Origin of the sequence: Geminicoccus roseus DSM 18922 (genome assembly GCF_000427665.1) — a bacterium.
Classification (GTDB): domain Bacteria; phylum Pseudomonadota; class Alphaproteobacteria; order Geminicoccales; family Geminicoccaceae; genus Geminicoccus; species Geminicoccus roseus.
Genome location: NZ_KE386572.1, coordinates 460,374 through 487,006 on the forward strand (window position 1 = coordinate 460,374; position 26,633 = coordinate 487,006).

Annotated in this window: 23 protein-coding genes; 16 read left to right on the forward strand and 7 right to left on the reverse strand. The window is 70.2% G+C overall.

What is annotated here, in order from left to right:
• Positions 1-192: 192 nt before the first annotated feature.
• The 10 genes from GEMRO_RS0103545 to GEMRO_RS0103590 all read left to right on the forward strand — a co-directional run bounded on the left by GEMRO_RS0103545 (position 193) and on the right by GEMRO_RS0103590 (position 11,895).
• The gene (locus GEMRO_RS0103545; protein ID WP_035484682.1) at positions 193-1,938 is read left to right on the forward strand and encodes an adenylate/guanylate cyclase domain-containing protein; all 1,746 of its coding nucleotides are present in this window, start codon (positions 193-195) and stop codon (positions 1,936-1,938) included.
• A 181-nt stretch (positions 1,939-2,119) separates the two neighbouring features.
• The gene (locus GEMRO_RS0103550) at positions 2,120-3,259 is read left to right on the forward strand and encodes a sugar ABC transporter substrate-binding protein (RefSeq protein ID WP_027132913.1); all 1,140 of its coding nucleotides are present in this window, start codon (positions 2,120-2,122) and stop codon (positions 3,257-3,259) included.
• A 71-nt stretch (positions 3,260-3,330) separates the two neighbouring features.
• A complete protein-coding gene (locus GEMRO_RS0103555) occupies positions 3,331-4,857 on the forward strand; it encodes a sugar ABC transporter ATP-binding protein (RefSeq protein WP_027132914.1) in 1,527 nt (508 codons plus the stop codon).
• A 2-nt stretch (positions 4,858-4,859) separates the two neighbouring features.
• Positions 4,860-5,840, forward strand: a complete 981-nt coding sequence (locus GEMRO_RS0103560) for an ABC transporter permease (protein ID WP_035484685.1) — start codon at positions 4,860-4,862, stop codon at positions 5,838-5,840.
• Between the two features lie 22 nt (positions 5,841-5,862).
• Positions 5,863-7,377 carry an FGGY-family carbohydrate kinase gene (locus GEMRO_RS0103565; protein WP_027132916.1) on the forward strand — a complete coding sequence of 505 codons (1,515 nt, stop codon included), beginning with the start codon at positions 5,863-5,865 and terminating at the stop codon, positions 7,375-7,377.
• A complete protein-coding gene (locus GEMRO_RS27350) occupies positions 7,374-9,050 on the forward strand; it encodes a glycerol-3-phosphate dehydrogenase/oxidase (protein WP_157505439.1) in 1,677 nt (558 codons plus the stop codon). Before GEMRO_RS0103565 ends, GEMRO_RS27350 begins: the two co-directional genes overlap by 4 nt.
• Positions 9,047-9,832, forward strand: coding sequence for a DeoR/GlpR family DNA-binding transcription regulator (locus GEMRO_RS0103575; RefSeq protein WP_035484687.1), 786 nt, complete (start codon positions 9,047-9,049; stop codon positions 9,830-9,832). The genes GEMRO_RS27350 and GEMRO_RS0103575 overlap by 4 nt, the downstream gene beginning before the upstream one ends.
• 200 nt (positions 9,833-10,032) lie before the next feature.
• Positions 10,033-10,482, forward strand: a complete 450-nt coding sequence (locus GEMRO_RS27355) for a BPSL0067 family protein (RefSeq protein WP_051328647.1) — start codon at positions 10,033-10,035, stop codon at positions 10,480-10,482.
• A 91-nt stretch (positions 10,483-10,573) separates the two neighbouring features.
• Positions 10,574-11,332 (forward strand): SDR family NAD(P)-dependent oxidoreductase, encoded by a 759-nt coding sequence (locus tag GEMRO_RS0103585; RefSeq protein ID WP_051328648.1) that lies wholly within the window; start codon positions 10,574-10,576, stop codon positions 11,330-11,332.
• A 74-nt stretch (positions 11,333-11,406) separates the two neighbouring features.
• On the forward strand, positions 11,407-11,895 hold the full coding sequence (locus GEMRO_RS0103590; RefSeq protein WP_051328649.1) for an SRPBCC family protein: 489 nt from the start codon (positions 11,407-11,409) through the stop codon (positions 11,893-11,895).
• Between the two features lie 38 nt (positions 11,896-11,933).
• On the opposite strand, the gene GEMRO_RS0103595 is transcribed toward GEMRO_RS0103590, so the two are convergent.
• From GEMRO_RS0103595 to GEMRO_RS0103605, 3 genes are all read right to left on the reverse strand, one after another.
• Positions 11,934-12,830 (reverse strand): oxygenase MpaB family protein, encoded by an 897-nt coding sequence (locus tag GEMRO_RS0103595; protein ID WP_051329542.1) that lies wholly within the window; start codon positions 12,828-12,830, stop codon positions 11,934-11,936.
• A 76-nt stretch (positions 12,831-12,906) separates the two neighbouring features.
• The gene (locus GEMRO_RS0103600; protein WP_027132921.1) at positions 12,907-13,380 is read right to left on the reverse strand and encodes an SRPBCC family protein; all 474 of its coding nucleotides are present in this window, start codon (positions 13,378-13,380) and stop codon (positions 12,907-12,909) included.
• A complete protein-coding gene (locus tag GEMRO_RS0103605) occupies positions 13,380-13,724 on the reverse strand; it encodes an ArsR/SmtB family transcription factor (RefSeq protein WP_027132922.1) in 345 nt (114 codons plus the stop codon). The genes GEMRO_RS0103600 and GEMRO_RS0103605 overlap by 1 nt, the downstream gene beginning before the upstream one ends.
• A gap of 228 nt (positions 13,725-13,952) precedes the next feature.
• Here GEMRO_RS0103605 and GEMRO_RS33990 point away from each other — a divergent pair, with 228 nt between their 5' ends.
• Positions 13,953-14,576: a hypothetical protein gene (locus tag GEMRO_RS33990; protein ID WP_027132923.1), complete on the forward strand. Its 624-nt coding sequence runs from the start codon at positions 13,953-13,955 to the stop codon at positions 14,574-14,576.
• Positions 14,561-15,988 carry a S1 family peptidase gene (locus GEMRO_RS0103615; RefSeq protein ID WP_027132924.1) on the forward strand — a complete coding sequence of 476 codons (1,428 nt, stop codon included), beginning with the start codon at positions 14,561-14,563 and terminating at the stop codon, positions 15,986-15,988. The genes GEMRO_RS33990 and GEMRO_RS0103615 overlap by 16 nt, the downstream gene beginning before the upstream one ends.
• A 22-nt stretch (positions 15,989-16,010) precedes the next feature.
• On the opposite strand, the gene GEMRO_RS0103620 is transcribed toward GEMRO_RS0103615, so the two are convergent.
• Positions 16,011-17,093, reverse strand: coding sequence for an alcohol dehydrogenase catalytic domain-containing protein (locus GEMRO_RS0103620; protein WP_027132925.1), 1,083 nt, complete (start codon positions 17,091-17,093; stop codon positions 16,011-16,013).
• Positions 17,094-17,323: 230 nt separating this feature from the next.
• Here GEMRO_RS0103620 and GEMRO_RS32295 point away from each other — a divergent pair, with 230 nt between their 5' ends.
• From GEMRO_RS32295 to GEMRO_RS32300, 4 genes are all read left to right on the forward strand, one after another.
• Positions 17,324-17,692, forward strand: coding sequence for a DUF2946 domain-containing protein (locus GEMRO_RS32295; protein ID WP_051328652.1), 369 nt, complete (start codon positions 17,324-17,326; stop codon positions 17,690-17,692).
• Positions 17,693-17,969: 277 nt separating this feature from the next.
• Positions 17,970-18,488: a YcnI family copper-binding membrane protein gene (locus tag GEMRO_RS0103630; RefSeq protein ID WP_027132926.1), complete on the forward strand. Its 519-nt coding sequence runs from the start codon at positions 17,970-17,972 to the stop codon at positions 18,486-18,488.
• A gap of 138 nt (positions 18,489-18,626) precedes the next feature.
• Positions 18,627-20,171 carry a copper resistance CopC/CopD family protein gene (locus tag GEMRO_RS0103635; protein ID WP_205624886.1) on the forward strand — a complete coding sequence of 515 codons (1,545 nt, stop codon included), beginning with the start codon at positions 18,627-18,629 and terminating at the stop codon, positions 20,169-20,171.
• 50 nt (positions 20,172-20,221) lie between these two features.
• Complete coding sequence (locus GEMRO_RS32300) at positions 20,222-20,920, forward strand: GNAT family N-acetyltransferase (RefSeq protein WP_051328653.1); 699 nt, start codon at positions 20,222-20,224, stop codon at positions 20,918-20,920.
• 28 nt (positions 20,921-20,948) lie between these two features.
• On the opposite strand, the gene GEMRO_RS0103645 is transcribed toward GEMRO_RS32300, so the two are convergent.
• The 3 genes from GEMRO_RS0103645 to GEMRO_RS0103655 form a co-directional block, all read right to left on the reverse strand.
• Entirely contained in the window at positions 20,949-22,574 is a 1,626-nt protein-coding gene (locus GEMRO_RS0103645) for a phytoene desaturase family protein (protein ID WP_027132928.1), read from the reverse strand.
• Between the two features lie 72 nt (positions 22,575-22,646).
• Entirely contained in the window at positions 22,647-24,416 is a 1,770-nt protein-coding gene (locus GEMRO_RS27370; protein WP_035484692.1) for a hydantoinase B/oxoprolinase family protein, read from the reverse strand.
• A 17-nt stretch (positions 24,417-24,433) separates the two neighbouring features.
• Positions 24,434-26,455, reverse strand: a complete 2,022-nt coding sequence (locus tag GEMRO_RS0103655) for a hydantoinase/oxoprolinase family protein (RefSeq protein WP_035484693.1) — start codon at positions 26,453-26,455, stop codon at positions 24,434-24,436.
• Positions 26,456-26,633: the final 178 nt, after the last annotated feature.

The following is a 26,633-nucleotide window of genomic DNA, read 5'->3' on the forward strand; positions in this document are numbered from 1 at the left end:
GCGGATCTGGTCCGCATGGCCGGGACAACTTCCCGTGAGTACATGGTAGTGCCGATTCGGCCAGAGCGCTGTGATCTGCCCTATCGCCACCCGGCCCGGCCGCGATATCATGGCGGCCATCCCGAGCCCGGCCGGCGCCGAAGCGGTGCGCCGTCGTCCGGATGCGCGGTCCGACGGCACATGGGAGGGGCGATGGCGGAAGGGCGGCTGGAGCGGCGGCTCGCGGCCATCCTGGCGGTCGACGTGGCGGGCTACAGCCGGCTCATGGAGCAGGACGAGGCCGGCACCTTCGCCCGGATGAAGGAGCTGCGCCTCCATGTGGTCGAGCCGGTGCTGGCCCGGCACCGCGGGCGGTTCGTCGACCTGAAAGGCGACGGCGCGATCATCGAGTTCAGCAGCGCCGTCGAGGCGGTCGAGGCCGCCATCGAGATCCAGCGCCTGATGCAGGCGCGCGACCCCGACCTGCCGGACAGCCAGCGCATTCGGCTGCGGATCGGGATCAATCTCGGCGACGTGATCGTGGAGGGACGCACCATCCATGGCGAGGGCGTCAACGTCGCCGCCCGCATCGAGACCTTATGCGAGCCGGGCGGCGTCTGGCTGTCGCGCAACGTCCACAACGAGGTCCGCGGCAAGCTGGCGCTGACCGCCGAGCCGGCCGGGCTGCACCAGGTCAAGAACATCAAGGAGCCGGTCGAGGCCTGGCGGGTGGTGCTGGGCGTCGGCACCCCGGCCGTGCTCGCCCTGCCCGACAAGCCGTCCATCGCGGTGCTGCCGTTCGACAATCTGAGCGGCGATCCGGCGCAGGACTATTTCGCCGACGGCCTGGTGGAGGACATCACCACGGCGCTCAGCCGGGTGCGCTCGTTCTTCGTGATCGCGCGCAATTCCAGCTTCACCTACAAGAACCGCGCGGTGGACGTGCGCCAGGTCGCCCGCGAACTCGGCGTCCGCTACGTTCTGGAGGGCAGCATCCGCAAGGTCGGCGCGCGGGTGCGCATCGTCGGCCAGCTGGTCGACGCGCCCACCGGCCGCCATGTCTGGGCCGACCGCTTCGACGGCGACATGAGCGACATCTTCGACCTGCAGGACCAGATCACCGAGAGCGTGGTCGGCGCGGTCGAGCCCAGCATCCGGCTGGAGGAGATCCGCCAGGCCCGCTCCAAGCCCACCGAGTACATCACCGCCTACGACCTCTACCTGCGGGCATTGCCCGGCTTCTACAGCATGACCGCCGCAGGGTTCGCCGAGGTCCGCCGGCTGACCAACGAGGCGCTCAGCATCGACCCGGGCTTCACCCTGGCCAAGGCGCTGGGCGCCTATATCCGCAGCGTCTCGGTCAGCCAGTGCTGGCACGGGCCGGACGACGTCCGCGTCGCCGTGCGCATGGCGCGCGAGGTGTTGGCCGAGGCGCGCGACGACCCCACCAGCCTGCGCTTCGCCGCCCAGGTCCTGGCCTACAGCGCCAGGGACTACGACACGGCGCTGGCCGTCATCGAGCGTTCCCTCTACCTCAACGCCAATTCCGCGCAGAGCTACACGGGCGGCGGCTGGGTCAACGCCCATGCCAGCCGGCCGCTGGTCGCCATCGACCATTTCCAGCGCGCCATGCGCCTGAGCCCGATCGATCCGGAAAAGGGCATCGCCATGTCCGGGATCGGCATGAGCTACCTGATGCTGGAGCGCTTCGAGGACGCGCTGCTCTGGGGCGGCAACGCCCTGCGTGAGATGCCCAATTACGGCTCGACCTACCGGGTGCTGATCGGCGCGCTGGTCGGGCTCGGCCGGATGGACGAGGCGCGCGCCGCGGCCGAGCGCCTGATGCAGGAGTTCCCGACCTACTCGCTGGGCCTGCAACGGCAGATCAATCCCTGGCGCGACCCGGTCTTCGCGCAACGCTACCTGGACGCGCTGCGCGTCGCCGGCATCCCGGAATAGCCGGCACCCCTTCCCCACATCCTGGAAGCCGCGAACAGCCTGTCCTGCGGGGCAGCGCCGCTGACGGCCGGCGCGATGTCACACGAACATACCATGAATCACGTTACATATCTCAGGATCGATGTTATGCGCTTGCCGCCCGGCCGGACGAAGCCGTGGACCGGGATCTGGGAGGCAAGACATGCGCATGGCGAAGACGAGCCTGCTCGCAGGGGCGGCGTTGGCGGTGGGGCTGACCTCGTTCGCGGCGGCGGCCAAGGACTACCGGGTGGCGGTGATCCGCTGGGACCCGAACGACATCTATTTCAACGGCGTCCAGCTCGGTCAGGAGATGGAGCGCCAGCGCATCGAGCAGGAAACCGGCGACACCATCGAGTTCTCGGTGTTCGGCGCCAACGACGTCACCAAGCAGCGCAACGCCCTGGACGCTCAGATCGCCCGCGGCGTCGACGGGGTGCTGCTGGTGCCGTGGCGCGGCGAGGCGATGGTCAAGACCGTGGACCAGCTCCACGAGCAGGGCATCCCGGTGGTGGTCAGCAACGCCTTCGTGCCCAAGGCGAAGCAGACCTTTGTCGCGTTCGACAACGAGACCGCCGGGCGCAAGGGCGGCGAGGCGATCGTCGGCTGGCTGGACCAGAACCGCGAGGGCTGGCGCGAAAAGGACGGGGTGATCGTCGAGCTGCGCTGCATCATCACCGCGTCCTTCGACATCGCCCGGCACAATGGCTACCAGTCGGTGTTCGCGCCGCTGGTGGAACAGCACCCGAACCTGCAGGTCGAGGTGCGCGAGGCCGGCTGCGACGGCTCCAAGGCGCGCAAGGCGGTGGACGACCTGATCGCCCGCTACGGCAAGGAGCAGATCCTGGCGGTGGCGTCGATCGACGGCACCATGGGCATCGGCGGCGCCATCCCGGCCTTCGCCGCCCAGGGCATGCTGGCGAAGTCCGACGATCCCAAGCACATCCCGGTCGCCACCATCGACGGCACCAGGCCCGAGCTGGACGCGGTGCTGAAGGGCGACCTCACCCATGTCTCGGTGCAGCCGGCGACCGGCGAGGGCGTGGTCTCGATGCGCCTGCTCTACGAGATGATGTCGTCCGGCGAGCTCAAGGGGAAGTCGGCGGAGAACGGCACCTACGACGTCGGCGCCGAGGAGCTGTGGACTCCCGTCGAGATCATCCCGTCCGAGGAGTTCGACGGCGACTGGTACAAGACCCAGGCCTACTCGATTCCCGAGGACGTGCCGGCCGACGATCCGCGCAACTGGGCGATCCAGATGGAGCAGACCCCGGAGGGCAAGGCGCTCTCCGGCGGCAACTGAACCTCTCCCACCAGCCCCCCGGCCGGCCATCCCGCCGGCCGGGGCCCGTCCCTTGCCCCGCGAGGTGCCCCTTGCCTGCCGACGCCGCCCCGACCTCCTACCGCCTGGAAGGAATCACCAAGACCTTTCCGGGCGTCGTGGCGGCCTCCGACGTGAACATGCATGTGCGCCAGGGCGAGATCCACGGGATCATCGGGCGCAACGGTGCGGGCAAGTCGGTGCTGGTCAGCATGATCGCCGGCATCCTGCAGCCCTCCTCCGGCCGCATCACGGTCGGCGCCGAGACCGTGGACGGCGCCCAGTACGACCCGGTCCGCGCCCATTCCCTGGGCGTCTCGCTGATCCCGCAGGAGCCGCGCTTCGCCAAGCGGATGAGCGTCACCGAGAACCTGTTCATGGGCCGCCCGCTGATGGGGCCATTCGGCTTCCTGAAGCCCAAGGCCATGCGCGACACCGTGCGCCGGGTCGCCGACGAACTGTCCCTGGACGTCGATCCCGAGCAGCCGATCGGCAGCCTGCCGATCGAGACCCAGCAATTGCTGGCGTTCGGCAAGGCCCAGCTGGTCGACCGAGCCCGGGTGATCCTCCTGGACGAGATCACCGCGTCCTTGTCCCGGCAGCGCAAGACCATGCTGCTGGAGCGCCTGCGCGACCTGGTCGGCCGCGAGCCCTCGCGCTCCTACACCCTGATCTCCCACCACGTGAACGAGATCCTGGAGTTCTGCGACCGGGTCACCGTGATGCGCGACGGCCAGGCGGTGGCGACCCTGGATGTCCGGCGCACCTCCAGCCGCGAACTGGCCGACTGGATCGTGGGCGACATCCCCAAGGCCAAGGTGGTGCGCGCCGAAGGGCTGGCCGAAGGCGGGCTGGTCTATGCCGTGCGCAAGCTCGGCAGGCAGGGCGCCTACCAGGATGTCGACCTGGAGCTGCGCGCCGGCCGGGTCACCGGCCTGGCGGGCCTGGACGGCTCCGGCAAGGACGAGCTGGCCGAGACCCTGTTCGGCCTGGTTCATGCCGACCAGGGCGAGATCCAGGGCGAGCATGGTCCCGCCCGGCTCACCGACCCAGCCGCAGCGCTGGCCGACGGCGTCGCCTATCTGGCCAAGCACCGCGAGCAGCACGGCGTCATCCAGAACCGCTCGATCCAGGAGAACATCCTGATCTCCAGCTACCCGGTGGTCACCAACGCGTTTGGGTTCATCCGCGCCGGCCAGGCCCGCGCCCTCTCGGCCGACAAGGTCCGCAGCATGAAGGTCAAGGCCGCGGGGCCGGAGGTCGGCATGAGCACGCTGTCCGGCGGCAACAAGCAGAAGGTGCTGATCAGCCGCCTCAGCCTGACCAGCCCGCGCCTGTTCGTCCTGAACGAGCCGACCCGCGGCGTCGACCTCGCCACCAAGCCCGAGATCCTCAACGCCATCCGCAACGAACTGTCGAGGAACAGCGCGGTGGTGATGCTGTCGGAGAACGAGGACGAGCTGATCGACGTCTGCGACGAGATCCACGTCTTCTTCCGCGGCAGGGTCGTGGAGATCCTGCGCCGGGGCGAGCCCGGCTTCGACATCGGCCACCTTTATCGGGCCATCCAGGGAGTTTGATCATGCCGGGGAGTGTGACGAGGAAGGGCGGCTTCCTGCTCTACGTGTTCGAGCGCCACCTGATCTGGGTGCTGCTGGCGTTCCTGGCGCTGTTCGGCCTGACCATCCCGGGCTTCACCAACCCGCAGAACCTGCTGAACGTCCTGTGGGCCGCGGCCCCGCTCGGCTGCATGGTGCTGGGCCTGTTCCTGGTGCTGCTGATCAAGGAGGTCGACCTTTCCCTGGAATCGACCTTCGCCTTCGGCCCGACCGTGGCGATCGTGGCGATGCAGAGCTGGCTGCCAAGCGTGATCGGCCCGGTCACCGCCGCGATCCTCACCCCGCTGATCGGCATGGCGGTGGGCGCTGCCGCCGGCCTGTTCGCCGTGCAGCTTCGGGTCAACGCCTTTTTGGTGACGCTCGGCACCCTGCTGCTGATGCGCGGCGTGGTGATCTACCTGATCCCGGAAGGCGTCTACTACCTGCCCGACGAATACGTGTTCCTGGGCGAGCAGCGCCTCTGGGGCATCCCGATCGCGATCCTGGTCTGGATCCTGCTCTACCTCGTCGCCTACGCGATGATCGAGCGGCACCGGATCGGCAAGGAGATCTACGCGATCGGCAACAACGAGGAAGCCGCCTTCGTGGCCGGCGTGCGGGTCAGGCGCACCAAGGTCCTGTGCTTCGCGGCGGCCGGCTTTGCCGCGGCGCTGGGCGGGATGCTGGAGGTCGGCCGGCTGTCCTCGGTGGTGGCCGATCTGGGCCAGGGCTCGATCCTGATGGTGTTCGCCGGCACCATCCTGGGCGGCACTTCGCTCTCCGGCGGCGTCGGCCGGCTGTCCGGCGTGTTTGGTGCTGTCATCGTGATCGCGGTGATCGAGAACCTGATGAACCTGATCGGCATCGAGCCGTCGATCCGGCAGATGGTGTTCGGCCTGGTGCTCCTGGTTGCCATCTGGCTGGCCAGCCTGCAGGACCGCATCGCCCTGCGCAGCGCCCGCTGACCCGAACCGGAATCCCGCACCCATGACCAAGTACCTGCTCGGCATCGACAGCGGCCTGACCGTCACCAAGGCGGCGCTGTTCGACCAGGCCGGCCATCTGGCGGGCGTCGGCCGCGCCGAGATCACCCGCCACGAGCCGCACCCCCGCCATGTCGAGCGCGACATGGACGAGCACTGGCAGGCGACCTGCCGGGCGATCACGCTGGCGCTGGAGGATGCCGGCGCCAGCGGCGGCGACGTGGCCGCGATCGGCGTCTCCGGCCATGGCGACGGGCTCTACCCGCTGGACCGGGACGCCCGCCCGCTCGGGCGCGCCATCCTGTCCCTGGACGGCCGCGCCCATGCCATCGTGGCACGCTGGCAGGCCGAGGGCCGCTTCCCGAAGATGCTGGCCGCGATGGGCCAGGAGGTCGCCCCCTCCTCGCCGGCCGCCCTGCTGGCCTGGATCAAGCAACACGAGCCGCAGCGCTACGCGGCCCTGGCCCACCTGCTCTACTGCAAGGACTGGCTGCGCCTGAAGCTGACCGGGGTGATCGCCACCGACCGCACCGAGGCCAGCACCGCCTTTACCGAGGTCCGAAGCCAGGTCTGGGACCAGGACGTGGCCGCCCTGTTCGACCTGCCCGAGATCATGGACCGCCTGCCGCCCGTCCTGGAGCCCACCGCGATTGCCGGCAAGGTCACGCCGGAGGCCGCCGCCGCCACCGGCCTCAGCGCCGGCACCCCGGTCGCCACCGGCCTGCACGACGTCACCGCCACCGCGGTCGGCATGGGCGTGGTCGAGGCCGGGCGCCTGGCGGTGGTGGCCGGCACCTACTGCATCAACGAGGTGATCTCGCCTGAGCCCGCCACCGACCCCGCCTGGTTCTGCCGCAACGGGTTTGCGCCCGGCACCTGGATGAACATGTCGATCTCGCCGGCCTCCTCGGCCAACATCGACTGGTTCGTAAGCCAGTTCTGCCGGGACGCGACCCGCCAGGCCCGGGAGGAAGGCGTCTCGGTGTTCCAGGTCCTGGAGCCGGAACTGGCCCGGGCGTTCGACGAGGCCGACGCCCCGGTCTACCACCCGTTCCTGTACGGCTCCCCGCACGGTCCCATCGCCAGCGCTGCGTTCCTGGGCGTGCTCGGCCGCCACGGGCGCGGCGACCTGATGCGCGCCCTGATCGAGGGCGTGGTGTTCAACCACCGCACCCATGTGGACGCGCTGCGCCGCCGCTTCGCCCTGGATTCGGTGTCGCTGGCCGGCGGCGGCGCCCGCAGCCCCCGGATCGCCCAGCTGTTCGCCGACGCGCTGGCCCTGCCGGTGAGCGTGCCGGAGGCCGAGGAGGTCGGCGCGCTGGGAGCCGCCATGTGCGCCGGCGTGGCCGCCGGCTGGTACCCGGACCTGCCGGCCGCCGCTGGCGCCTGCTGCCGGGTGTCGCGCTCCTACCGGCCCGACGCCGATCGGAATGCGCGGCTGGAGCGTAGCTATCGGCACTATCTCCGCTCGGTCGAGGCGGTGAAGGACCTCTGGCACAGCGGGAGTGACGCTGCGTGAACGATCGTCGCCAGCATCTGGATCGTCTGCGGGCCAGGACAGACTGGCCGGTGGTGATCGTCGGCGCCGGGATCAACGGCATCGCGACCTTCCGCGACCTGTCCCTGCAGGGCGTCGACTGCCTGCTGATCGACACGGGCGACTTCTGCTCCGGCGCCAGCTCCGCACCCTCGCGGATGATCCATGGCGGCCTGAAATACCTGGAGACCGGCGAGTTCCGCCTGGTCGGCGAGGCCACCCACGAGCGCAACCGCCTGCTCAAGAACGCCCCGCATCTGGTCCGCCCGCTGGAGACGGTGGTCCCGCTGCACTCGCGTCTGGGCGGTCTCACCGATGCGGTCGGCCGCTTCTTCGGCAGGAAGGGCGGCGGCGAGGACCGGGGTGCCTGGATCGTCAAGCTGGGCTTCGCCCTCTACGACTTCCTGGGCCGCAAGGAGCGGACCATGCCGACCCACCGGATGATGGACCGCGCACAGGCGCTGGAATCGGTGCCGGGCCTGGACCCGTCGATCGTGGGGGCCGGCATCTACTACGACGCCTGGATCACCCAGCCCGAGCGCTTAGGGGTCGAGCTGGTCCTGGACGGCGAGGCCGCCAATCCCGCCTCGCTCGGCCTGAACCACGTCGCCCTGGACTCCCACGAGGCCGACCGGCTGGTCCTGGTCGACCGGATCGGGGGCGAGCGCTTCGAGGTCCGCCCGACCATCCTGGTCAACGCCGCGGGCGCCTGGATCGACGGCGCCAATCGCGCGGCCGGGATCAGCTCCCGCCATATCGGCGGCACCAAGGGCTCCCATTTGCTGCTCGACCATCCCGGGATGCACCGGGCGCTGGCCGGCCGGATGATCTATTTCGGCCGCAAGGACGGCCGGATCTGCCTGGCCTACCCGTTCCTGGACAAGGTGCTGACCGGCTCCACCGATTTGCGCACCACCAGCCCGGACAGCGTGGTCTGCGAGGATTCCGAGATCGACTACATGCTGGGCGCCCTGCGCGAGGTGTTCCCCAAGCTGCGCATCGAGCGCGACCAGATCGTCTACACCTATTGCGGCGTCCGCCCGCTGCCGGCCAGCGACGCCGCCAACCCCGGCGCGGTCAGCCGCGACCACTCGATGCCGGTCCACGAGCCGCGCGACGGCCGGCCCTTCCCGGTGCTGTGCCTGGTCGGCGGCAAGTGGACGACCTTCCGCGCGTTCGGCGCCGAGGTGGCCGACGCGGTGCTGGCCCGTCTCGGGCGGCCGCGCCGGACCGGCACCGAGAACCTGCCGATCGGCGGCGGCCGCCCGAACGGCAGAGCGGGCGACGATCCCCGCCTGGCGCAGCTGCACGCCCGCTACGGCAGCCGCGCCCACGACTTCCTGGCGACGCTGGAAGGCGTGAACGACCCGGACCGCCCGCTGGCCTACCTGCCGGAATTCGGCACCCGCGAGATCGCCTGGCTGTGCCTGGCCGAGCGCGCGCCGACCCTGGCCGACCTCGTGCTGCGCCGCACCACCATCGCGATCACCGGGCGGGCCTCCCTGCCCGCCATCGAGGAGATGGCCGGGATCGCCGCGCGCACGCTTGGCTGGGATGAGGCCCGCAGCACTCGGGAGATCCAGGACCTGCTGGACGAGCTGGCAAGCCGCCACCGCACCGAGGCCACCGCCACAGGGCAGCGCCTTTGCCCATGAGCGACCCGCACGGCCAGGGCGGCGAGCGCCGCCGCCAGAAGATCCTGGACCTCCTGATGGAGCGGGGCTCGGTCACGGTCGACGATCTGGCCGCGAGCTTTCGGATCAGCCGGATGACGGTGCATCGCGACCTGGACCAGCTGGCCCTGGACCAGCTGGTGCGCAAGGTGCGCGGCGGCGCCACCATCGAATCCTCGACCCTGATGGAAAGCGACTTTCGCTGGCGCACCAAGGTGGCATTGGACGAGAAGGCCGCGATCGCCAGGGCTGCCCTGGAGTTCGTCGAGCCCGGCCAGTCGGTGATCATCGACGCCGGCACCACGGTGGGGGGCTTGGCCGAGCTGTTGGTCGAGCGCCGCCCGCTCACCGTGATCACCAACAACCTGGCGGTGATCCAGGCCCTGGCGCTGGTCGACCGGATCACCCTGATCACGCTGGGCGGCCAGTACAGCCGCCGCTTCCACGGCTTCTTCGGCATGGCCACCGAGGAGATGCTGGCTGGCCTGCGCGCCGACGTGGCGTTTCTCGGCACCTCCTCGGTCTCGGGCACGCTGGCCTTCCACCAGGACCAGGACATCGTGAAGACCAAGCGCGGCATGATCGCGTCCGCCACCCGCTCCTATCTCCTGGTCGACCGCTCCAAGTTCGGCCGCACCGCCCTGCACGTGCTGACCGACCTCGCCAAGTTCGCCGCGATCGTCACCGGGCCGGGCGGCCTGCCCGAGACCACCACCCGGCCGCTGCAAGAAGCGGAGATCCGCCTGGTCGAGGCGCCGGGCTGAGGCGCCATCCGCCTGGTTGAAAATTCCCGACAGAACGGCCAGATTATGGTTCATCGTTCCGGCATGCCACGACATGGTCTCTTCTGGTGGGGAATGTGCTTCCCTGCCCGATCACTGCGCGCAGCCGGCAATCCTCTGGTCCATAATCTCGGCGATCCGGTGCTCGGGACCAGGACGACTTTGGTGGGAGGTAAGCCGTCATGATCCGCACCGGCCTGATCCTGGCCGCCTGTCTCGCCTGCGTCGCCTGCGAAGGCCGCGCCGATGGCCCGTCCATGCCCGGCCAGCCGGCCGCCTATGTCGGCGACGTGGTCGGCAACGGCCATTGCGTGCCGTTCGTGCAGGAGGTGGCGGGCGTGCCGCGCACCGCGGAATGGTCGCCCGGCGCTGTGGTGCGCGGCAACCACGACCTGCCCCCCGGCACCCCCATCGCCACCTTCGAGGCGGACGGCACCTACGCGTCGCGCACCGGCAGCCACGCCGCCATCTATATCGGCCAGGACCAGAACGGCCTGTGGGTCTACGACCAGTGGAAGGGCCAGCCGGTCCACAAGCGCCTGATCCGCTTCAAGGGCGGCCTCGGCGCGAAAAGCGGCAGCAAGAGCAACGACGGCACCCGCTACCGGGTGATCGAGTTCCGCGGCGCCTGATCCAGGCGCTCCGGCCAGATTGCCGTCCCCGGTTCTACCTGGGCCGCGAACGCTCTAGGAACGACGCAACGACGTCGGCAGGGAGCGGACCATGACGGAACCAGCGCAGGGTATCTTGGGGGCGGGCACCGCCAGCTACGACCTGTCAGGACGGGTCGCCGTGGTGACCGGCGGCTCCCGCGGGATCGGCGCCGCCATCGCGGCGGCCCTGCGCACCGCCGGCGCCGTCGTCACCGTCTGGGACCGCGACCCGCTGCCGGAGCAGGCGGACCACGCCATCGCGGTCGACGTCACCGACAGGGCCTCCCTGGACGCCGCGATGCAGGCGACGCTCGGCCGCCACGGTCGCCTGGACATCCTGGTCAACAATGCCGGCTTCGCCGGCCCGGCCATGCCGCTGGTCGACTACCCGCACGAGCAGTGGCGCCGGATCGTCGACGTCAACCTGATCGGCACCTACCTCGCCTGCCAGGTGGCGGTGCCGGCCCTGGTCGCGAACGGCTGGGGCCGGGTCGTGAACATCGCCTCGCTCGCCGGCAAGGAAGGCACGCCCAACGCCAGCGCCTACAGCGCCGCCAAGGCCGGGGTCCTGGCGCTCACCAAGTCGCTGGGCAAGGAACTGGCCGGCAGCGGCGTGCTGGTCAACGCCATCGCCCCGGCGGCGGTGCGCACCACGCTGCTGGAGCAGATGAGCCCGCAGCACGTCCAGATCATGATCGACAAGAGCCCGCTCAAGCGCCTGGGCGAGCCGGAGGAGGTGGCGGAGCTGGCCATGTGGCTGTGCTCGGCCAGCTGCAGCTTCAACACCGGCGCGGTGTTCGACCTGTCCGGCGGACGCGCCACCTACTGAGCCGGCCCATTGCCAGGGCGGCCCTTGCCTGGGATACTGAACTTTGTGGTTATGTATCCCAGGAAGGCTTCCCGATGAGCAGCACGCCCGCCGCCGACCGCCGCCTGATCGCCGGAACCCCGTCGGACCGGGAGATCCTGATCCGCCGGGTGTTCGCCGCACCGCCCGAGCGGGTCTATGATGCCCTGCTCACGCCCGAGCTCGTGCGGCGCTGGCTCCTGGGCCCGCCCGGCGGCTCGATGCCGGTCTGCGAGATCGACCCGCGCGAGGGCGGCAGCTACCGCTATGTCTGGCGCAACCAGGACGGCAGCGAGATGAGCGTGGCCGGCACCTTCCGCGAGCTGGACCGGCCCAGGCGGGTGGTCCACACCGAGCGGTTCGACCCGCCCTGGTATCCAGGCGATGCGCTGGTGACCACGGAGCTGACCGCAACGGACGGCGGCACCCTGATGACCGTCACCGTGCGCTACGACACGCAGGAAGCCCGCGACCAGGTCCTGGCCTCGCCCATGGAGCAGGGCCTGGGCGCCAGCTACGACCGGCTGGACGCCCTGCTGGCCTGACCGGGCCGGCTCTGCCGCTTACTGACCAGTAGGGCCTGCTACTGGAACGCCCAGCGCAGCGTGCGCGCCACGCCCAGCGTGCCGGCGCGCACGAAGGCGCGGCTGAACGAGCGGGCATGCATCCGGTGCATCGCCACCGCCCAGGCCGGCAGGAGGTCGACGCCCGCCTCCATGGTCAGCGCCTGGATCGGCTCGGCCATGGCGTTGTGCGCCGGCTGGGTCAGGATCAGGCGCGCCACCTCGCGGGTGCGCCGGTCGCAGCGCAATTGCGGCCGCATCGCCTGGATGATCGCCTCCGCTTCCGCCCGCGTGCGCGGCACCGGGCTGGCGCCCAGCGCCTCGCCGACCACCGCCATCTCGGCGAAGTAGCGGTCCTGGTCGGCGGTCGACATGCGCGGCTCGGCATAGCGGATCCAGCCGGCCAGAAAGCTGGTGGTCTCGGTGACATGCACCCAGGCCAGCAGGGCCGGGTCGTTGGCGAGATAGGGCGTGCCGTCCGGCAGGGTGCCGCGCACCTGGTCGTGGATGCGGCGCACCCGCTCGATCGCCGCCAGCGCCTCGCTGCGCTCGCCATAGGTGGTCTGGGCGATGAACCGGGCGGTGCGCCGCAGCCGGCCGTGCATGTCGGCGCGGAAGTTGGAATGGTCCCACACCCCGGCCAGCACCGCCGGATGCAGCATCTGCAGAAGCAGCCCGGCCACGCCGCCCACCATCATCGAGGCGACGTCGCCATGGACCCGCCAGGCCACCGAATCCTTGCCGAACAGCCCGTCGGGATGGCGCGGCACCGGCTTCTCGCCGCGGCCGCGGTCGTTGAACAGGGCCACCACCTGGGCGGCGATCGCCGCCTTCACCGGCCGCGCCAGGCTGGAGGACAGGCGCGGGGCCGGCTTGCGGGCGGCATCCTTGGAGGTCGGCGGCGGAACTCGTCTCATGATCATGACATAGCGCCAGGGCGCCTCGCCTCAAGATCTTGAAAAACGCCGCTCAAGCCCCCTGCCGCCCAGGATTTCAGCCGGCCTCGTCCACCACGGCGACCAGCTTGGACAGCATCGCGTCCCAGCCTTCCTGGCGCATCTCCGGCGTGTCGGAGCCATCCAGGAACGTCCCCTGCTCGGTGAAGATCAGCCTGGTCCCGCTGCCGCTTTGGAGCAGTTCGACGCTGGCCAGCGACACCGAGCCCAGCCCGCCGCCTTCGGCAAGGCCGTGCATCTCGTAGGAGAACAGGATGCGCCGCTCCGGCCGGATCTCGTGGTAGCGGGTGCGCGCCTCGAACATGGGCCCGCCCTTCGGCCCGAACCGGGCGACCTCCTCGCCGCCGACCCGGAAGTCGCGCGGCAGGTCCTCCATGGTCCAGTCCTCGCCCGGCGATTCCCACCGGGCGCGCGCCGCCGGATCGGCCCAGGCATGGAACACCCGAGCCGGCGAGGCCTTGAAGCGCCGCTCGATCACGAAGGTGGCATGCTGCACGGAACGCTCATCCATCATCCGCTCTCCTTGTCCGGCGATCCCTCGCCCAGATGCTCGGCCAGCCGGTCGAAACGGCGCTCCCAGAGCGCCCGTCGCTGCGCGAACCAGGCCTCGGCGGCCTGCAGGGCCGCCGGCTCGATCCGGCAGGTCCGCACCCGCCCGGCCTTCTCCGACCGCACCAGCCCGCTCGCCTCCAGCACCTGCAGGTGCTGGACCACCGCCGAGAGCGACATCGCCAGCGGCCGGGCCAGTTCCTTGACCGGCACCGGCCCCTGGCACAGACGCTCCACCATGGCCCGCCGGGTCGGATCGGCCAGGGCCTGGAACATGCGGTCGAGCGTGGGCTGTTGCTGAAGCATCTACTTAACTATTCTTCTCCGGATCGGGTGGCAAGCGTCCGGCGCGCGAAATCGTTTCGGCCGGGCCTGTGTCCTGGGGTAGTGTTTCCATGTTCCGGGACGGTGAAGCCCGGCGGTCGACCACAGGCAGGAAGGCCAGGGCGCCACCGGCACAGAACAGCAGCGTCCAGGCCAAGTGCCGGCTCGCCCTGTTCCTGGCGTTTCCGCGAAGCGTTGCTGACGAGGCCGATGGCGAACCGACAGACCTTGCTCGACATGGCGGCCGGCGCGGCGCTGGGGGTCTTTGTCGGCTGCCTGGCCGGCCTGTCCGCCTCTCCGGTGGTGGGCAGCGTGCTGACCGCGCTCCTGGCCCTGCTCGGCGCCTATTTCGGCTTGGCCGGCGGCAGGCGTCCGGCCGAGGCAGCACCGCAAGCCCACCCCCGCAGCATCCGGATGATCGCGTTCAGCATGGGCGCGGTGCTGGCGACCCTGGGGGGCCTCTATTTGCGCACCGGCGACCGGCTCTCCCCGTCCCTGAAGGAGCGCCAGGCGGCCTGGCGGGAGCTGGCGTTCAGCGAGCGCGAGGCCGCCCAGCTGGTCGCCCTGGAAACGGTCGGCCTGAACCTGTTCCAGGACGCGACCGTCGCCGCCGTGCCGAACCCCGCCCGCCAGAGCAGCCTGTTCGGCGACCGGCTGGAGGCCTGCACCTCTCTGCCGCCCAGGCGGTTTGCCGACGAGCAGGCCTGGGTCGCGGCGCTCAGCGCCAGTTCCGCCGCCTGGCGCCAGGTGGCCCAGGCGCTGGCCCCGCTCGATCCGGCAAGGCAGGCAGCCGCCATGCAGGCGGTCTGGCGGCTGCAATGTCCCGATACCTGAGCGCCTGCCTGGTCCTGGCGCTGCTGGCCCTGCCAGGCGCCGCCCGCGCGCAGGCCGACGCCCTGGAGAAGCTGTCCGCCGCGGTGCTGCAGATCCAGGCGCGCGACTGCGATGGCGGCCAGGACAAGGTGGCCAGCGGCTTTCTCTGGCAGTCTCCCGGCCAGGCGGTCAGTGCCCTTCATGCGGTAGCCGGCTGCGCCGCCCTCACCGCCTATTCCGAGCGCGCCCGGGAGATCCGCCCGGCCCGGGTGGCGAAGGTGCTGCGCGCGGCCGACCTGGTCCTGCTGAAGCTCGACCAGCCGTTCGACCTGGAGCCGGCGACACCCTCGGCGCGGCCGCCCGGGGTCGGCGACGCGCTCAAGGCCGTTGGCTACAGCTACGACGCGCCGACCCTGACCGACCGCGACCTGAAGATCGCGGCCGGTACCTCGCAGCTGCGCGACATGCTGCCGAGCCGGGTCGCCGACGAGATCCGCGCCGCCGGCGCCCCCGACCTGGACCTGGTGATCCTGCGCCTGAACGGCACGCTGGTGCCGGGCTTTTCCGGCGCGCCGATCGTCGACGCGCAGAACCTGGTGGTCGGCGTCGGCAGCGGCGGGATCGAGGGCGGGGCGGCGGCGATCAGCTGGGGCATCCCGATCGCCCAGGTCGCCGTCCTGGAGCGTTCCGACGAGCCCGTCGACGCCGGCTTCCAGCAGGCCGCCAGCCTGTTCGGCGCCGACCTGCCGACCGGCTCCGGGCGCAGCGTCCGCTGCGGCGAGCTGACCTTCCGGCTGATGCGGACCCGCCCGTTCGAGCGGCTGGCCGCCACCGCCGACGACCCGGTCGCCCTGCAGCAGGTGGCGGCCCACCTGCAGGTCCCGCCCGGCCAGCTGGCCGCCTGGAGCTTCGACATCTGGGTCCACGCGGACAGCGGTGCCGCCATCGCCCTGCCCGAGGGCGCCAGCCCGGAGGAGGAGGACGGGTACTGCAGCGTCGAGAACCTGGCCGGCCTGGTGGTCGGCTTTGCCGGCAGCGAGGTGGACGGCCCGCTCGATGCCCAGGCCAGTTCGGTCGCCTTCGAGACCGGGATCGCCGAGGCCTTCCCGCAGTTCTTCTGGCAGGTCGACCCGGCCTGGACCTATCCGTTCCCCCACGTCAACGGCAAGGACGGCATGGTGGTCCACCGCAAGAGCTTCTACGGGATCTCGCAGTTCACCGGCCAGCCCGCCGCCTACGCCACCGAGGCCCTGGCCAGCCGCGGCCAGGCCTTCATCGGCATCGCCGTGATCGCGCCGGAGGTCGACTACCAGCTGTTGGCCGCCTGCCAGTTCGACCCGGTCCAGCCCGCCTGCCAGGAGCTGCGCGCCCAGGCGCTGGCCAGGGCGCCGTTCGTGCTGGGCGCCCTGCTCACCACCTTCCCGCCCCAGTAGGGGCGGGGGATGGCGCTTCCCGTCAGCGCCTGGGCTTGAGCAGGACCTTGATGGAATCCAGCCCGTACGCCATCCCGATCGCCTCGTCCCAGGCTTCCAGCGGGTACTCGTGGGTGACGATCCCCTTCGACGTCACCAGCCCGCGCATGAGCAGGTCGATCGCGATCGGGTAGCAGTAGGGACCCAGGTGCGCGCCGCGGATGTCCAGTTCCTTGCGGTCGCCGATGATCGACCAGTCCGCCGTGGTGGGGGCGCCGAACACCGAGAACTCCACGAACCGGCCGAGCTTGCGGATCAGCTCCAGCCCCTGGGTCACCCCGGCCGGCGCGCCGGTCGCCTCGATATAGACGTCGCAGCCATAGCCGCCGGTCAGCCCCTTCACGATCGCCGCCGCGTCCTCGTTGGCGGGGTCGATCGCCACGTCCGCGCCGAACTTGAGCGCCAGCTCGCGCCGCTCGGCCACCATGTCGATCACCACCAGCTTCCTGGGCGTCTTCAGCTTCGCGACCTGGACCATCATCAGCCCGATCGGCCCCGCCCCGGCGATCACCACCACGTCGTCCAGCTGCACGTCGCCGCGCTGCACGGTGTGGATCGCGCAGGCGAGCGGCTCGATGATCCCGGCATCGTCCGCCGGCATCTCCGCCGGGATCTTGTGCAGCCGGGCGGTCTCGCCGATCCGCATGTACTCGGCCATCCCGCCATCGGCGACCTCGCGCTGGAAGCCGTAGATGTTGTGGACCTCGCACATCCAGTACTGGCCGGAGCGGCAGTAGCGGCACTTGTCGCAGGGCACGATCTGCTCGGCGATCACCATGTCGCCGACGCCCACCCCGAAATGCGCGTCCGCCCCCTCGCCCAGCTCGTCGACATAGCCGAAGAACTCGTGGCCGGGGATCACCGGCGGCTTCACGTAAGGCTGCTTGCCCTCCCAGAACATCGGCGCGCCCGACCAGCACTTGCAGTCGCTGGCGCAGATCCCGCAGGCCCCGATCCGGATCACGATCTCCCGTGGCCCCGGCACCGGCCGGGCCACCTGCTCGACCCGGTAGTCCTTGGGCGCATGACAGACGATCGCGGTCATGCGGGAGTTCGGGTTCTTCATGGCTCGGGCTTCCCTGCTGTTCGGCATCGCGCGGCCCCGCCAACGGCCGGGCCGGCCCCTGGTTAGGCCAGGACGTCCGCCCGGGCCAGCGCACACGGCGCCCTCCCGGATGCTCCAGCCGCGCCAGCGGCAGCCGGGGCCAAGGAAGGGCTGACGCGCGCCAAAGCGTCATGATAGGACCGGACAGGCTTTGGGGAATGCGGCGCGTCGTGGCTGGGCGATCGGGCAGAATGGGTTCGTGGGTCGCGCTGGTCGCGATCTACCTGCTCGTTGCCCAGGCCCTGCTCGGCGCCACCGCCTTTGGCGAGCGCGCGTCGGCCAGCGCCGCCGGCGTCCTGCCCAGCATCCTGTGCGGCTCCGGCCAGCAGCAGCACGGCCCCCTCCCCGCCGAGCAGGCGCCCGGCAAGGCGCATCTGCCGGACTGTTGCACCACCGCCTGCCCGATGCTGGGCCCGCTGCCGCCGCCGGTCACGACCGCCCTCGACCTTCCGCCGCGCTCCGCCAGCGGGCTGGTCGCCCCGTTCGCCGCCGACAGCCCGCCTGGCCGGTCGACCGCTTACAGCCCCGGCAACCCCCGGGCCCCTCCCCGCATGGCGTGATCCTTCTCCGTCTCCCGTAAGCAGCCGCTCTGGAGATCGGAGCCCCCTGCCCGGCTCCCGCCGCCGGAGATGCCTCGACCTGAGGCAGCCGGCCGGTCAGGCCGTGGCGTTCCACGACCCGGTTCCGGTGGAACGCGCGGTCGAGGCCGTCGGCGCCGGAGGAACCGGCCCAGCCGACCATGGAACGCCGCCCTGACCGGGTAGCCATCCGACACTTTTCTAGGGCCGCGCATCCCGGCGCCCTGCGCCCGGCCGGCCCTGCTGAATGGATCGACCCATGCTGAAGCATTTTCTTGCCGCCGCCGCCCTCGTCGCCGGCGCCGCGCCCGCCCTCGCCCACGTCACCCTGGAGACCCAGGAAGCGCAGGTGCCCTCCACCTACAAGGCGGTGTTCCGGGTGGGACATGGCTGCGAGGGCAAGCCGACGATCCGGCTGCGCGTGCAGGTGCCGGAGGGCGTGATCTCGGTGCGGCCGCAGCCCAAGCCCGGCTGGACCATCGAGCTGGTCAAAGGCCCCTACGAGCAGACCTACGACTATTACGGCACCCCCCTCGCCGAGGGCGTGAAGGAGGTGGTCTGGTCCGGCGGCAGCCTGCCCGACGAATATTACGACGAGTTCGTGATGCGCACCTACCTGACGCCCGGCCTGCCGGTGGGCTCGGTGCTCTACTTCCCGGTGGTCCAGGAATGCCCGGACGGTGCCGCCGAGCGCTGGATCGAGATCCCCGAATCCGGCAAGTCGCTGGACGACTACGAGACCCCGGCAGCCGCGCTGAAGCTCCTGCCCAAGGAGTGAACCTGGGCGGACGCGCTCGTTGCGGCGCGTCCGCATCCTCCCGTCCTTCAACTCCCCCCAAGCTGTGGCGACCGCCTCGTGACCAACCGACCGGCCCTGCTCTGGCCCGGCCTGCGAATGGCATGGCTGGTCCTGGCTATGTTGACGACGATGTCCGGTGCGGCGTTCGCCCATGCCGGCCTGGTGCGGAGCGAACCGGCTGACGGCGCTGTCCTGGAGCAGGCGCCGGCCGAGCTGGCGCTGACCTTCAGCGAGACGGTGGTCCCGCTGGCCCTGCGCCTGATCCGACCGGACGGCAGCGGGATCGAGCTGCCCGACCCCGCGATCGCCGGCAACCGGCTGCGCATCGCCCTGCCCGGCGGCCTCGGCGCCGGCAGCCACGTGCTGAGCTGGCGCGTGGTCTCGCAGGACGGCCATCCGGTCGCCGGCTCGGTGCTGTTCTCGATCGGCGCCGCCAGCGCGCCGCCCGCTGCCGCCGAGGCCGCCGACCGGCCGGTGCAGGCCGCCATCTGGCTCTCGCGCGTGCTGGTCTATCTCGGCCTGTTCTTTGGCGTGGGCGGCAGCTTCGCTTTGGCCTGGCTGGCGGCCGATCCGGCCGGGGGCCGCGGCTTCGTCGGCTGGCTTCTGGCGCTCGGCCTCTGCCTGGTCCCCTTGGCCGTGGGCCTGCAGGGGCTGGACGCGCTGGGCCTGCCGCTGGCCGGCCTGCTGGTCGCAACGCCCTGGCAGGCGGGCTTTGCGACCAGCTACGGCGCCAGCGCCCTCCTGGCCGCTGCGGCGCTGCTCCTGGCAGCCGGCGCGCTGCGGGCCGGACCCCGACCGGCCCGGCTCCTGTCGGTCATGGCCCTGGCCGGGCTTGGCCTGGCGCTGGCCTGCACCGGCCATGCCAGCGCCGCCGGGCCCGGCTGGCTGACCCGCTCCGTGGTGTTCCTGCACGGCGTCGGCATCGCCTTCTGGCTGGGGGCCCTGGTGCCGCTCGGGGCGGCGCTGCGCCAGGGCGGGAATGCCGGCGCCGTCCTGCTGCGGCGCTTCTCGCGCTTTGCTCCCGTGGCGGTCCTGCCGCTGGTGGCGGCCGGCCTCTTCCTGGCGGTGGTGCAGCTGGACAGCCCGGCCGACCTGCTCGCCACCGCCTACGGGCAGGTGCTCACCGTCAAGCTCGGGCTCCTTGTCCTGCTGTTCGGCCTTGCCTGCCTGAACCGCTGGCGGCTGACACCTGCCCTGCTGGGCCCCGGCAGATCCGAAACCCGGCCCATGCTGCGCTCGATCCGCGCCGAGCTGGTGCTGGCGGTCCTGGTCCTGGCCACGGTGGCGATCTGGCGCTTCACCCCGCCGCCCAGGATGCTAGCCAGCCTCGCCGCCGAGCCCGCGCAGGTGCATGTCCACGGCGAGAAGGCCATGGCCGAGCTGGTGGTCACGCCCGGGCGCGCCGGCACGGTCTCCGCCGCCATGACGATCATGACCGGCGATTTCGGGCCGCTCGACCCCAAGGGCGTGACGCTGGTGCTGGCCCAGCCCGAGGCCGGGATCGAGCCGTTCCGGCGGGAGGCCACCCGCTCGGCCGACGGCATCTGGCGGATCGACCGGTTCACCCTGCCGGTGCCCGGCCGCTGGTCCGCCCGGATCGACATCCTGGTGTCCGACTTCGAGCTGGTGAAGATCGAAGACACCATCGGGATCCGGCCATGACCGGCAGCCTGGCCAAGGCACGGCTTTCCTCACCTCGGACTGGAGCAGACATGCGCAGCCACGTCGTGGAGTTTTTGGACGGCTATCTGAACGCGCGCGGCAACGCAGGCTCGGAGCTGGTCCTGCAGGACGATTTCGCCTTGGTCCGCTACCGGGTGCCGATGGGCCGCCGGGCGGAGCTGTTCTACTGGGGCAGCGGTCGCCGGGCGCTGCCGCTGGAGCCCGGCATGTGGCTGACCGTGCTGGGGGAGAAGGCGGCAGCCAGCCTGCCGCCGCTGCCCGCCACCATGAGTCTCCTCGTCGAGGAAACGCTGATGGAAGCCGACCTGCCGCTCCAGGCCCGCACCGCCGGCGATGCCGGCGTCACCGAGATCCAGGGCCCGGATGCCGCGGCTTCATTCAACGAGGCCGGCCTGTTCGCCCTGATCCCGGCCGAGGAGGCCGACCGGAACCAGGCCCGCTTCTTCCAGGCCGACTGGCAGGGCGAGCCCGCGGCGGCCTCCCGCTACGGCCGCTCCGGAACGGATCTGGTCGTGGTCGACCAGGTGCTGACCCTGCCGGCCCACCGGCGGCGCGGCCTGGCCGAGACGCTGATGGCGGCCATGGCCGACCGGGCGGCCCGGAACGGGGCCAGCCGGATGATGCTGATCTCCTCGCAGCAGGGCCGCCGCCTCTACGAGCGGGTGGGCTTCCGGGTGCTGGCGCCGGTGCTGGTGTACCAGGACGACGGGACACCCGGAGGTGGCTGACGCGAGTGTGCCCGCCGCCCCGTTCGCGTCACCGCACCGCGAAGCCCATGGCGGACCTGGTGCCGCGATCCTTCAGGACCTCGCGGGCGGCGTTGTAGCCGTTGATGCCGGACACGCCGCCGCCCGGATGGGTCGAGGCGCCGCACAGATAGAGGCCGTGGATGGGGGTGCGGTAGTCGGCGTAGTGCGGGATCGGCCGCTTGAAGAACAGCTGGTCGGCGCTGAGCTCGCCCTGGAAGATGTGGCCCTGGGGCAGGTGCACGATGTTCTCGATGTCCTGGGCGACCAGGAACTGCCCGCCGATGATGTCGCTGGAAAAGCCCGGCGCGAACCGGTCCATCGTGTCCAGGACGTTCTTCTGGAACTTGTCCTTCTCCACCGCCCAGTCGCCGCCCTTCAGCTCGTAGGGCGCGTGCCCGCCGAACAGGTTCACGACATGCTTGCCCTTCGGCGCCAGCGTGTCGTCGACGATGGTGGGCACCACGGGCGTGATGAACGGCGCCGACGAGTACCAGCCATGCTTGGCGTCGTCATAGGCGCGCTCCAGGTAGTCGATGTCCGGCGCGATGTGCACGTAGGTCGGGTAGGTCCAGTCGCCCAGGGCCCCGTCCTTCAGCGCCCGGTCCATGCAGCTGTACTGCGGCGGCCGCTCCACCGCGAGGTTGGCCTTGAACGCGGTGGAGAAGCTCCGGTAGCCCTTGATCTCGCGCACCACCTCCTCGGGCAGGTGCTTCTCGCCCACCAGGTTCAGGTAGAGCAGCTTGGCATGGGCATTGGAGATCACCAGCGGCGCCTCGTACTCGCGCCCGTCGCTGGTCACCACGCCGCGGACCCGCCCGTCCACCACCCGGACCTCGCGCACCGCGCTGTCGGTGAGGATCTTCGCCCCGCTCTCGACCGCCGCAGACGCGATCGCGTCCGAGATGGCGCCCTGCCCGCCGCGGATGAAGCCCCAGCCTCCCGCCCCGGCATTCTCGCCCATCACGTGGTGCATGATGACGTAGGCGCTGCCCGGCGTCTTCGGCCCGGCAAACGTGCCGATCGAGGCGTAATAGGCCAGGATCGCCTTGATCCGGTCGTCCTCGAACCATTCCGACAGGAAGTCGTAGGCGCTCATGGTGAGCATGTCGTAGACGCGGAAGAACTTGTCCGCGTACTTCCGGTTGCGGCGCGCGAAGCCGAACATTTGCTTGACGGTCTTCCAGTCGCGCCTGGTCGGGTCGAACGGCGTCTCCCAGAGCAGCTTGCGGAAGACCTCGGCGTTCTCGGTGAGGAACCGGTCGAACTCGGGATAGACCGCCGCGTCCTTCGGGCTGAACCGCGCGAAGCTCTCCTGGGTGCGCTTCACCTGGTCGGAAAAGACGATGTAGTCGCCATCGTCCAGGGGAGCCAGCATGTCGCTGCACGGCATGATCTCCAGCCCGTGCCGCTTGAGCTCCAAATCGGCCTGGATGCGCGGATGCAGGATGCTCATCAGGTAGGAGAAGATCGACGCCCGGAACCCGGGTGCGATTTCCTCGGTCACCGCGGCCCCGCCATGGACCGGCCGGCGCTCCAGCACCAGCGGCTTCAGCCCGGCCTTGGCCAGGTAGGCGGCGCAGACCAGTCCATTATGTCCACCGCCGATGATGATGGCGTCGTAGCGTTCGGCCAAGGTCGAATTCCTCGGAGGATGGGGAGCGCGACGCCAGGCCGGGCAGTCCCGCCCGGCCTGGCTCGGGGGCTTCTAGCCGCGCAGGCGTTCGGTCGCCGCCTGGTCGACGGTCATGGCCACCGGGTCGATCGCGACCCCGTAGACGTCGCGGGCGGCCTCGATCGACACATAGTCGTCGAGCACGTCCTCCAGGACCTTGGCCGCCGGCCGCTGCTTCGGGTCGCCCCAGCCGCCGCCGCCGGTGCTCTCGAACTTGAACTGCTCGTCATAGCCGAAATGATGCCCGGCGAGCAGCGGGTTGGTCCAGTCGCCGTTCCGGGAAAGGCCGCCGATCACGACCTCGCGCCCGTCCGGGTAGATGTGGCTGGAGCGCTGCACGGCGCTGCGGCCGCCGCCGTTCACGCCGGGGCTGCCTTCGCGGGTCCGCGCGGTCTCCATGCCGAGCTCGCCGTCGCACAGGTAGCGGACCTTGAAGATGCTGCCGAGCCCGCCGCGGAACTTGCCCGCACCGGCCGAATCCCGGCGCAGCTCGAACGCCTCGTACTCGATCGGGAAGAACAGCTCGGCCGTCTCGGCCGCCATGTTCATGCAGTTGCCGAGCGGGTCCATGGTGACGTTCATGCCGTCGTTAAACGGCGTGCCGCCCCAGCCGCCCGCGGGCAGATCGGAGAACACGTCGCTGCGGCCGTCCTTGTCCATGGTCGAGGACACGAACCAGTTGCACTCCGAGCAGGTCGAGCCGGTGACCCGTTCCGGGATCGCCTGGGCCAGGGCCTGCCAGATGGCGCTGGTGATCTTGGAGGAGGTCAGCGTGGTGCAGCCGATGGTCGGCGACGGCCACTTGGCGTTCAGCCAGCAATTGTCCGGCAGCACGATCTTGATCGGCGCGAACATCCCGGCATTGGAGGGCGCGTTCGGCGCCAGGAAGAACTGCAGGGAGTAGTAGGCGGCCGAGACGGTGTTGGCGTAGGGCGAGTTGATGGCGCCCTTGCAGACCGGGTCGGAGCCGGTGAAGTCGACGGTGATGTCGGAGCCGCGGACCTGCAGCGTCACCTTGACCTTGACCGGCTCGGGGGAGAACCCGTCCGTGTCGGCGAAGTCCTCGGCGGTGTAGTCGCCGTCCGGGATCTCCTCGACGCTCTTGCGGACGATGCGCTCGGTATAGCCGATCAGGTCCGACATCGCGGCCTTGATCGTCTCGGTGCCGTAGCGGGTGGCCGCGCGCTGCAGCTCGGTCTCGGCACTCTTCAGGGCGCCCAGATGGGCCTGCAGGTCGCCCTTCACGAAATGCGGCGTGCGGGTGTTGTTCATGATGATCGCGAGATAGTCGCGATGGATCTCGTAGTTCTCGTACAGCTTGATCGGCGGCAGGCGTAGGCCCTCGGCGGCCACGTGGGTGCCGAACGACTGCCCGCCGGCAGCGCCGCCGCCCAGGTCCATCCAGTGGCCGCGGCTGACCGCGAAGCCCAGGATCTCGCCGTCGTGGAAGATCGGCATGGTGAAGGTGATGTCGTTGATGTGCGTGCCGCCCTGGTAGGGGTCGTTCAGCGCGATCACGTCGCCGGGCTTCAGCGTGTCGATCGGGAAGCGCGCCATCGCCGCGTCGGCGCTGAACTGCATGGCCGCCAGATGCACCGGGCAGTTGGCGGCCTGGGACAGCAGGCGCAGCTGCGGATCGTAGATGGCGTTGGAGTAGTCCAGGATGTCCGCCAGGATCGGCGAGAACGAGGTGCGTTGCATGATCGTCGACATGCGGTCGCAGGCATACTGGAAGGTGTTGCGAAGAACTTCGAAAGTGATCGGGTCGATCTTGGAATCGACCTTGGTCGTGCCGTTCGTCATCGGATCTTCTCCCCGGATCAGTTCGCGATCTCGACCATCAGGTTGCCGCTCTCGTCGACCTCGCCCCGGCAGCGCGGCGGGATCACGGCGATCGAATCCGGGTATTCCACGATCCCGGGTCCGGACAGGACGAAGCCCGGCGTGAGCTGGCCGCTGTCGTAGACTGCAGTCTCCAGCCACTCGCCGTTGAAATAGACCTTGCGCGCGGCAGGTGCGCTAGTGCCGCCGCTAGCGGCGAACGCGAAGCTCGGCGCCTCGACCAGCTTGCCGATCGCGGTGATGCCCAGCGCCACGAAGGCGATCGGGAAGTCGTCGGAGCTGACCCCGTACTCGCGTTTGTGCGCCTCGTGGAAGGTTTGGGCGATGCCGGGCAGATGCTCCTGGGTGATCGTGCCGGCCGGGATCTCGGCGTCGACCTCGTAGGTCTGCCCGACATAACGCATCTGGGCGGTGCGCTGCAGGATCATCCGGTCGTAGGGGATGCCGTCGGCAGCCAGCCGGCGGCGGCCCTCCGCCTCCAGCTCGTCGAACAGCCCGTTGAGCTGGCCAAGATCGACCTCCTCCAGGGAGGCGTAGAGGAACGCCTCCACGTCGTGGCGGATGTCCATGGTGGTGGCGCCGAACGCGGAGGCGACGCCGGCCTGGACCGGGATGATCACCCTGGGCACGTTCATCGCCTGGGCGACGAAGCAGGCATGCATCGGCCCCGCCCCGCCGAAGCTGGCCAGGACGAAGTCGCGCGGGTCGCGAGCGCGCGCCAAGAGCACACCCTTGACCGCCTGGGCCATGGTCTCGCAGGAGATCCGGATCATGCCCTCGGCGGTCTCCAGCCTGGAGAGACCGATCTTTGCCGCCAGCGCGTCCATCGCGGTCTCGGCCGCAGCCACGTCCAGCTCGAACTTGTTGCCGAGCGAGGGATGCAGCCGGCCCAGGATCAGGTTGGCGTCGGTGATGGTGGGCTCGGTGCCGCCCCGGCGGTAGCAGGCCGGGCCAGGCTCGGAGCCGGCGCTGCGCGGCCCCACCCGGAGCGAGCCGCCATCGTCCACCCAGCCGATCGAGCCGCCGCCGGCGCCGACGCTGTGGATGTCCAGCATCGGCACGCTGACCGGGACCTCCCATTCCAGCTCGTAGGAACGGGTGATCAGGCCCTTGCCGTCCTCCACGATCGACGCGTCGAAGCTGGTGCCGCCGACATCGGTGTGGATGATGTTCTTGGAGCTGGTGGTCTGGGTGAGGTAGGCGGCGTAGGAGACGCCGCCGGCCGGGCCCGATTCGATCAGTTCCTCCGGGCGTTCCTTGGCATTCTGCGCACCCATCACCCCGCCATTGCTCTTGAGGATCAGGAGCGCGCCGCCAAAGTCCCGCTCCTTCAGCGCCTCGGCCAGCCGGTCGAAATAGCTGGTCATGACCGGCATCATGCAGGCCCGGATCGCCGTGGTGGTGAAGCGGGGATGCTCGCGGAAGATCGGCCGGGTCTCCGCCGAGATCACCACATGCACGTCCGGGTTGCGGGCGCGGATGATCTCGCGCACCCGCTGCTCGTGTGCCGGGTTGGCGTAGGAATTGATGAAGCCGATGCCGACTGCCTGGATGCCGCGCTCGGCGATGATCCCGGCGATCTCCTCGGCCTGCTGCTCGTCGAGCGGCCGGCGCACCTCGCCTTTGGCGGAGATGCGCTCGTTGATCGCGAAGCGGTTGCGCCGCTTGATCAGCGGTTCCGGCTTGACCTGGTAGGGGTCGTAGAGATGCCGGCGGTGCTGCCGGCCGATCTCCAGCGTGTCGCGGAAGCCCTCGGTGGTGATGAAGGCGGCGTCGGGGTAGTTGCGCTCGATCAGGGAGTTCGTGGCGGTCGTGGTGCCGTGCATCAGGAACTCGATCTTCGCGAACGGGATCCCGGCGGCCTCGATCGCCTGCAGCACCCCGACCGCGCGGTCCCATTTGGTGGTCAGGACCTTGGCGGTGCGGTGGTCGCCGCTGCCGTCCTCCCAGGCGAACAGGTCCGTGAAGGTACCCCCGACGTCCACACCGACACGCCACATGGCTCTGCTCCTCCCTGGTTATGATTTGACCCTACAATTTTATAGATATCTTCAGGTGTCAACGCCCTTGCGCTGATGCCACCAAGCTGACGATCTGGCGTCTGTCGACGTCGAGACATGAGCCGACCCAGGCTGCTGCAGCTTGCTGGCCGGCAGCTCATCCCATAGAAATCTTCAT

What these genes read in the sequence shown, in the direction of transcription:
- GEMRO_RS0103545 (WP_035484682.1), top strand. Translation starts at nt 193, where the DNA reads ATGGCGGAAGGGCGGCTGGAGCGGCGGCTCGCGGCCATCCTGGCGGTC.
- GEMRO_RS0103550 (WP_027132913.1), top strand. Translation starts at nt 2,120, where the DNA reads ATGCGCATGGCGAAGACGAGCCTGCTCGCAGGGGCGGCGTTGGCGGTG.
- GEMRO_RS0103560 (WP_035484685.1), top strand. Translation starts at nt 4,860, where the DNA reads ATGCCGGGGAGTGTGACGAGGAAGGGCGGCTTCCTGCTCTACGTGTTC.
- GEMRO_RS0103565 (WP_027132916.1), top strand. Translation starts at nt 5,863, where the DNA reads ATGACCAAGTACCTGCTCGGCATCGACAGCGGCCTGACCGTCACCAAG.
- GEMRO_RS0103575 (WP_035484687.1), top strand. Translation starts at nt 9,047, where the DNA reads ATGAGCGACCCGCACGGCCAGGGCGGCGAGCGCCGCCGCCAGAAGATC.
- GEMRO_RS27355 (WP_051328647.1), top strand. Translation starts at nt 10,033, where the DNA reads ATGATCCGCACCGGCCTGATCCTGGCCGCCTGTCTCGCCTGCGTCGCC.
- GEMRO_RS0103585 (WP_051328648.1), top strand. Translation starts at nt 10,574, where the DNA reads ATGACGGAACCAGCGCAGGGTATCTTGGGGGCGGGCACCGCCAGCTAC.
- GEMRO_RS0103590 (WP_051328649.1), top strand. Translation starts at nt 11,407, where the DNA reads ATGAGCAGCACGCCCGCCGCCGACCGCCGCCTGATCGCCGGAACCCCG.
- GEMRO_RS0103595 (WP_051329542.1), bottom strand. Translation starts at nt 12,830, where the DNA reads ATGAGACGAGTTCCGCCGCCGACCTCCAAGGATGCCGCCCGCAAGCCG.
- GEMRO_RS0103600 (WP_027132921.1), bottom strand. Translation starts at nt 13,380, where the DNA reads ATGGATGAGCGTTCCGTGCAGCATGCCACCTTCGTGATCGAGCGGCGC.
- GEMRO_RS0103605 (WP_027132922.1), bottom strand. Translation starts at nt 13,724, where the DNA reads ATGCTTCAGCAACAGCCCACGCTCGACCGCATGTTCCAGGCCCTGGCC.
- GEMRO_RS33990 (WP_027132923.1), top strand. Translation starts at nt 13,953, where the DNA reads ATGGCGAACCGACAGACCTTGCTCGACATGGCGGCCGGCGCGGCGCTG.
- GEMRO_RS0103615 (WP_027132924.1), top strand. Translation starts at nt 14,561, where the DNA reads ATGTCCCGATACCTGAGCGCCTGCCTGGTCCTGGCGCTGCTGGCCCTG.
- GEMRO_RS0103620 (WP_027132925.1), bottom strand. Translation starts at nt 17,093, where the DNA reads ATGAAGAACCCGAACTCCCGCATGACCGCGATCGTCTGTCATGCGCCC.
- GEMRO_RS32295 (WP_051328652.1), top strand. Translation starts at nt 17,324, where the DNA reads ATGGGTTCGTGGGTCGCGCTGGTCGCGATCTACCTGCTCGTTGCCCAG.
- GEMRO_RS0103630 (WP_027132926.1), top strand. Translation starts at nt 17,970, where the DNA reads ATGCTGAAGCATTTTCTTGCCGCCGCCGCCCTCGTCGCCGGCGCCGCG.
- GEMRO_RS0103635 (WP_205624886.1), top strand. Translation starts at nt 18,627, where the DNA reads ATGTTGACGACGATGTCCGGTGCGGCGTTCGCCCATGCCGGCCTGGTG.
- GEMRO_RS32300 (WP_051328653.1), top strand. Translation starts at nt 20,222, where the DNA reads ATGCGCAGCCACGTCGTGGAGTTTTTGGACGGCTATCTGAACGCGCGC.
- GEMRO_RS27370 (WP_035484692.1), bottom strand. Translation starts at nt 24,416, where the DNA reads ATGACGAACGGCACGACCAAGGTCGATTCCAAGATCGACCCGATCACT.
- GEMRO_RS0103655 (WP_035484693.1), bottom strand. Translation starts at nt 26,455, where the DNA reads ATGTGGCGTGTCGGTGTGGACGTCGGGGGTACCTTCACGGACCTGTTC.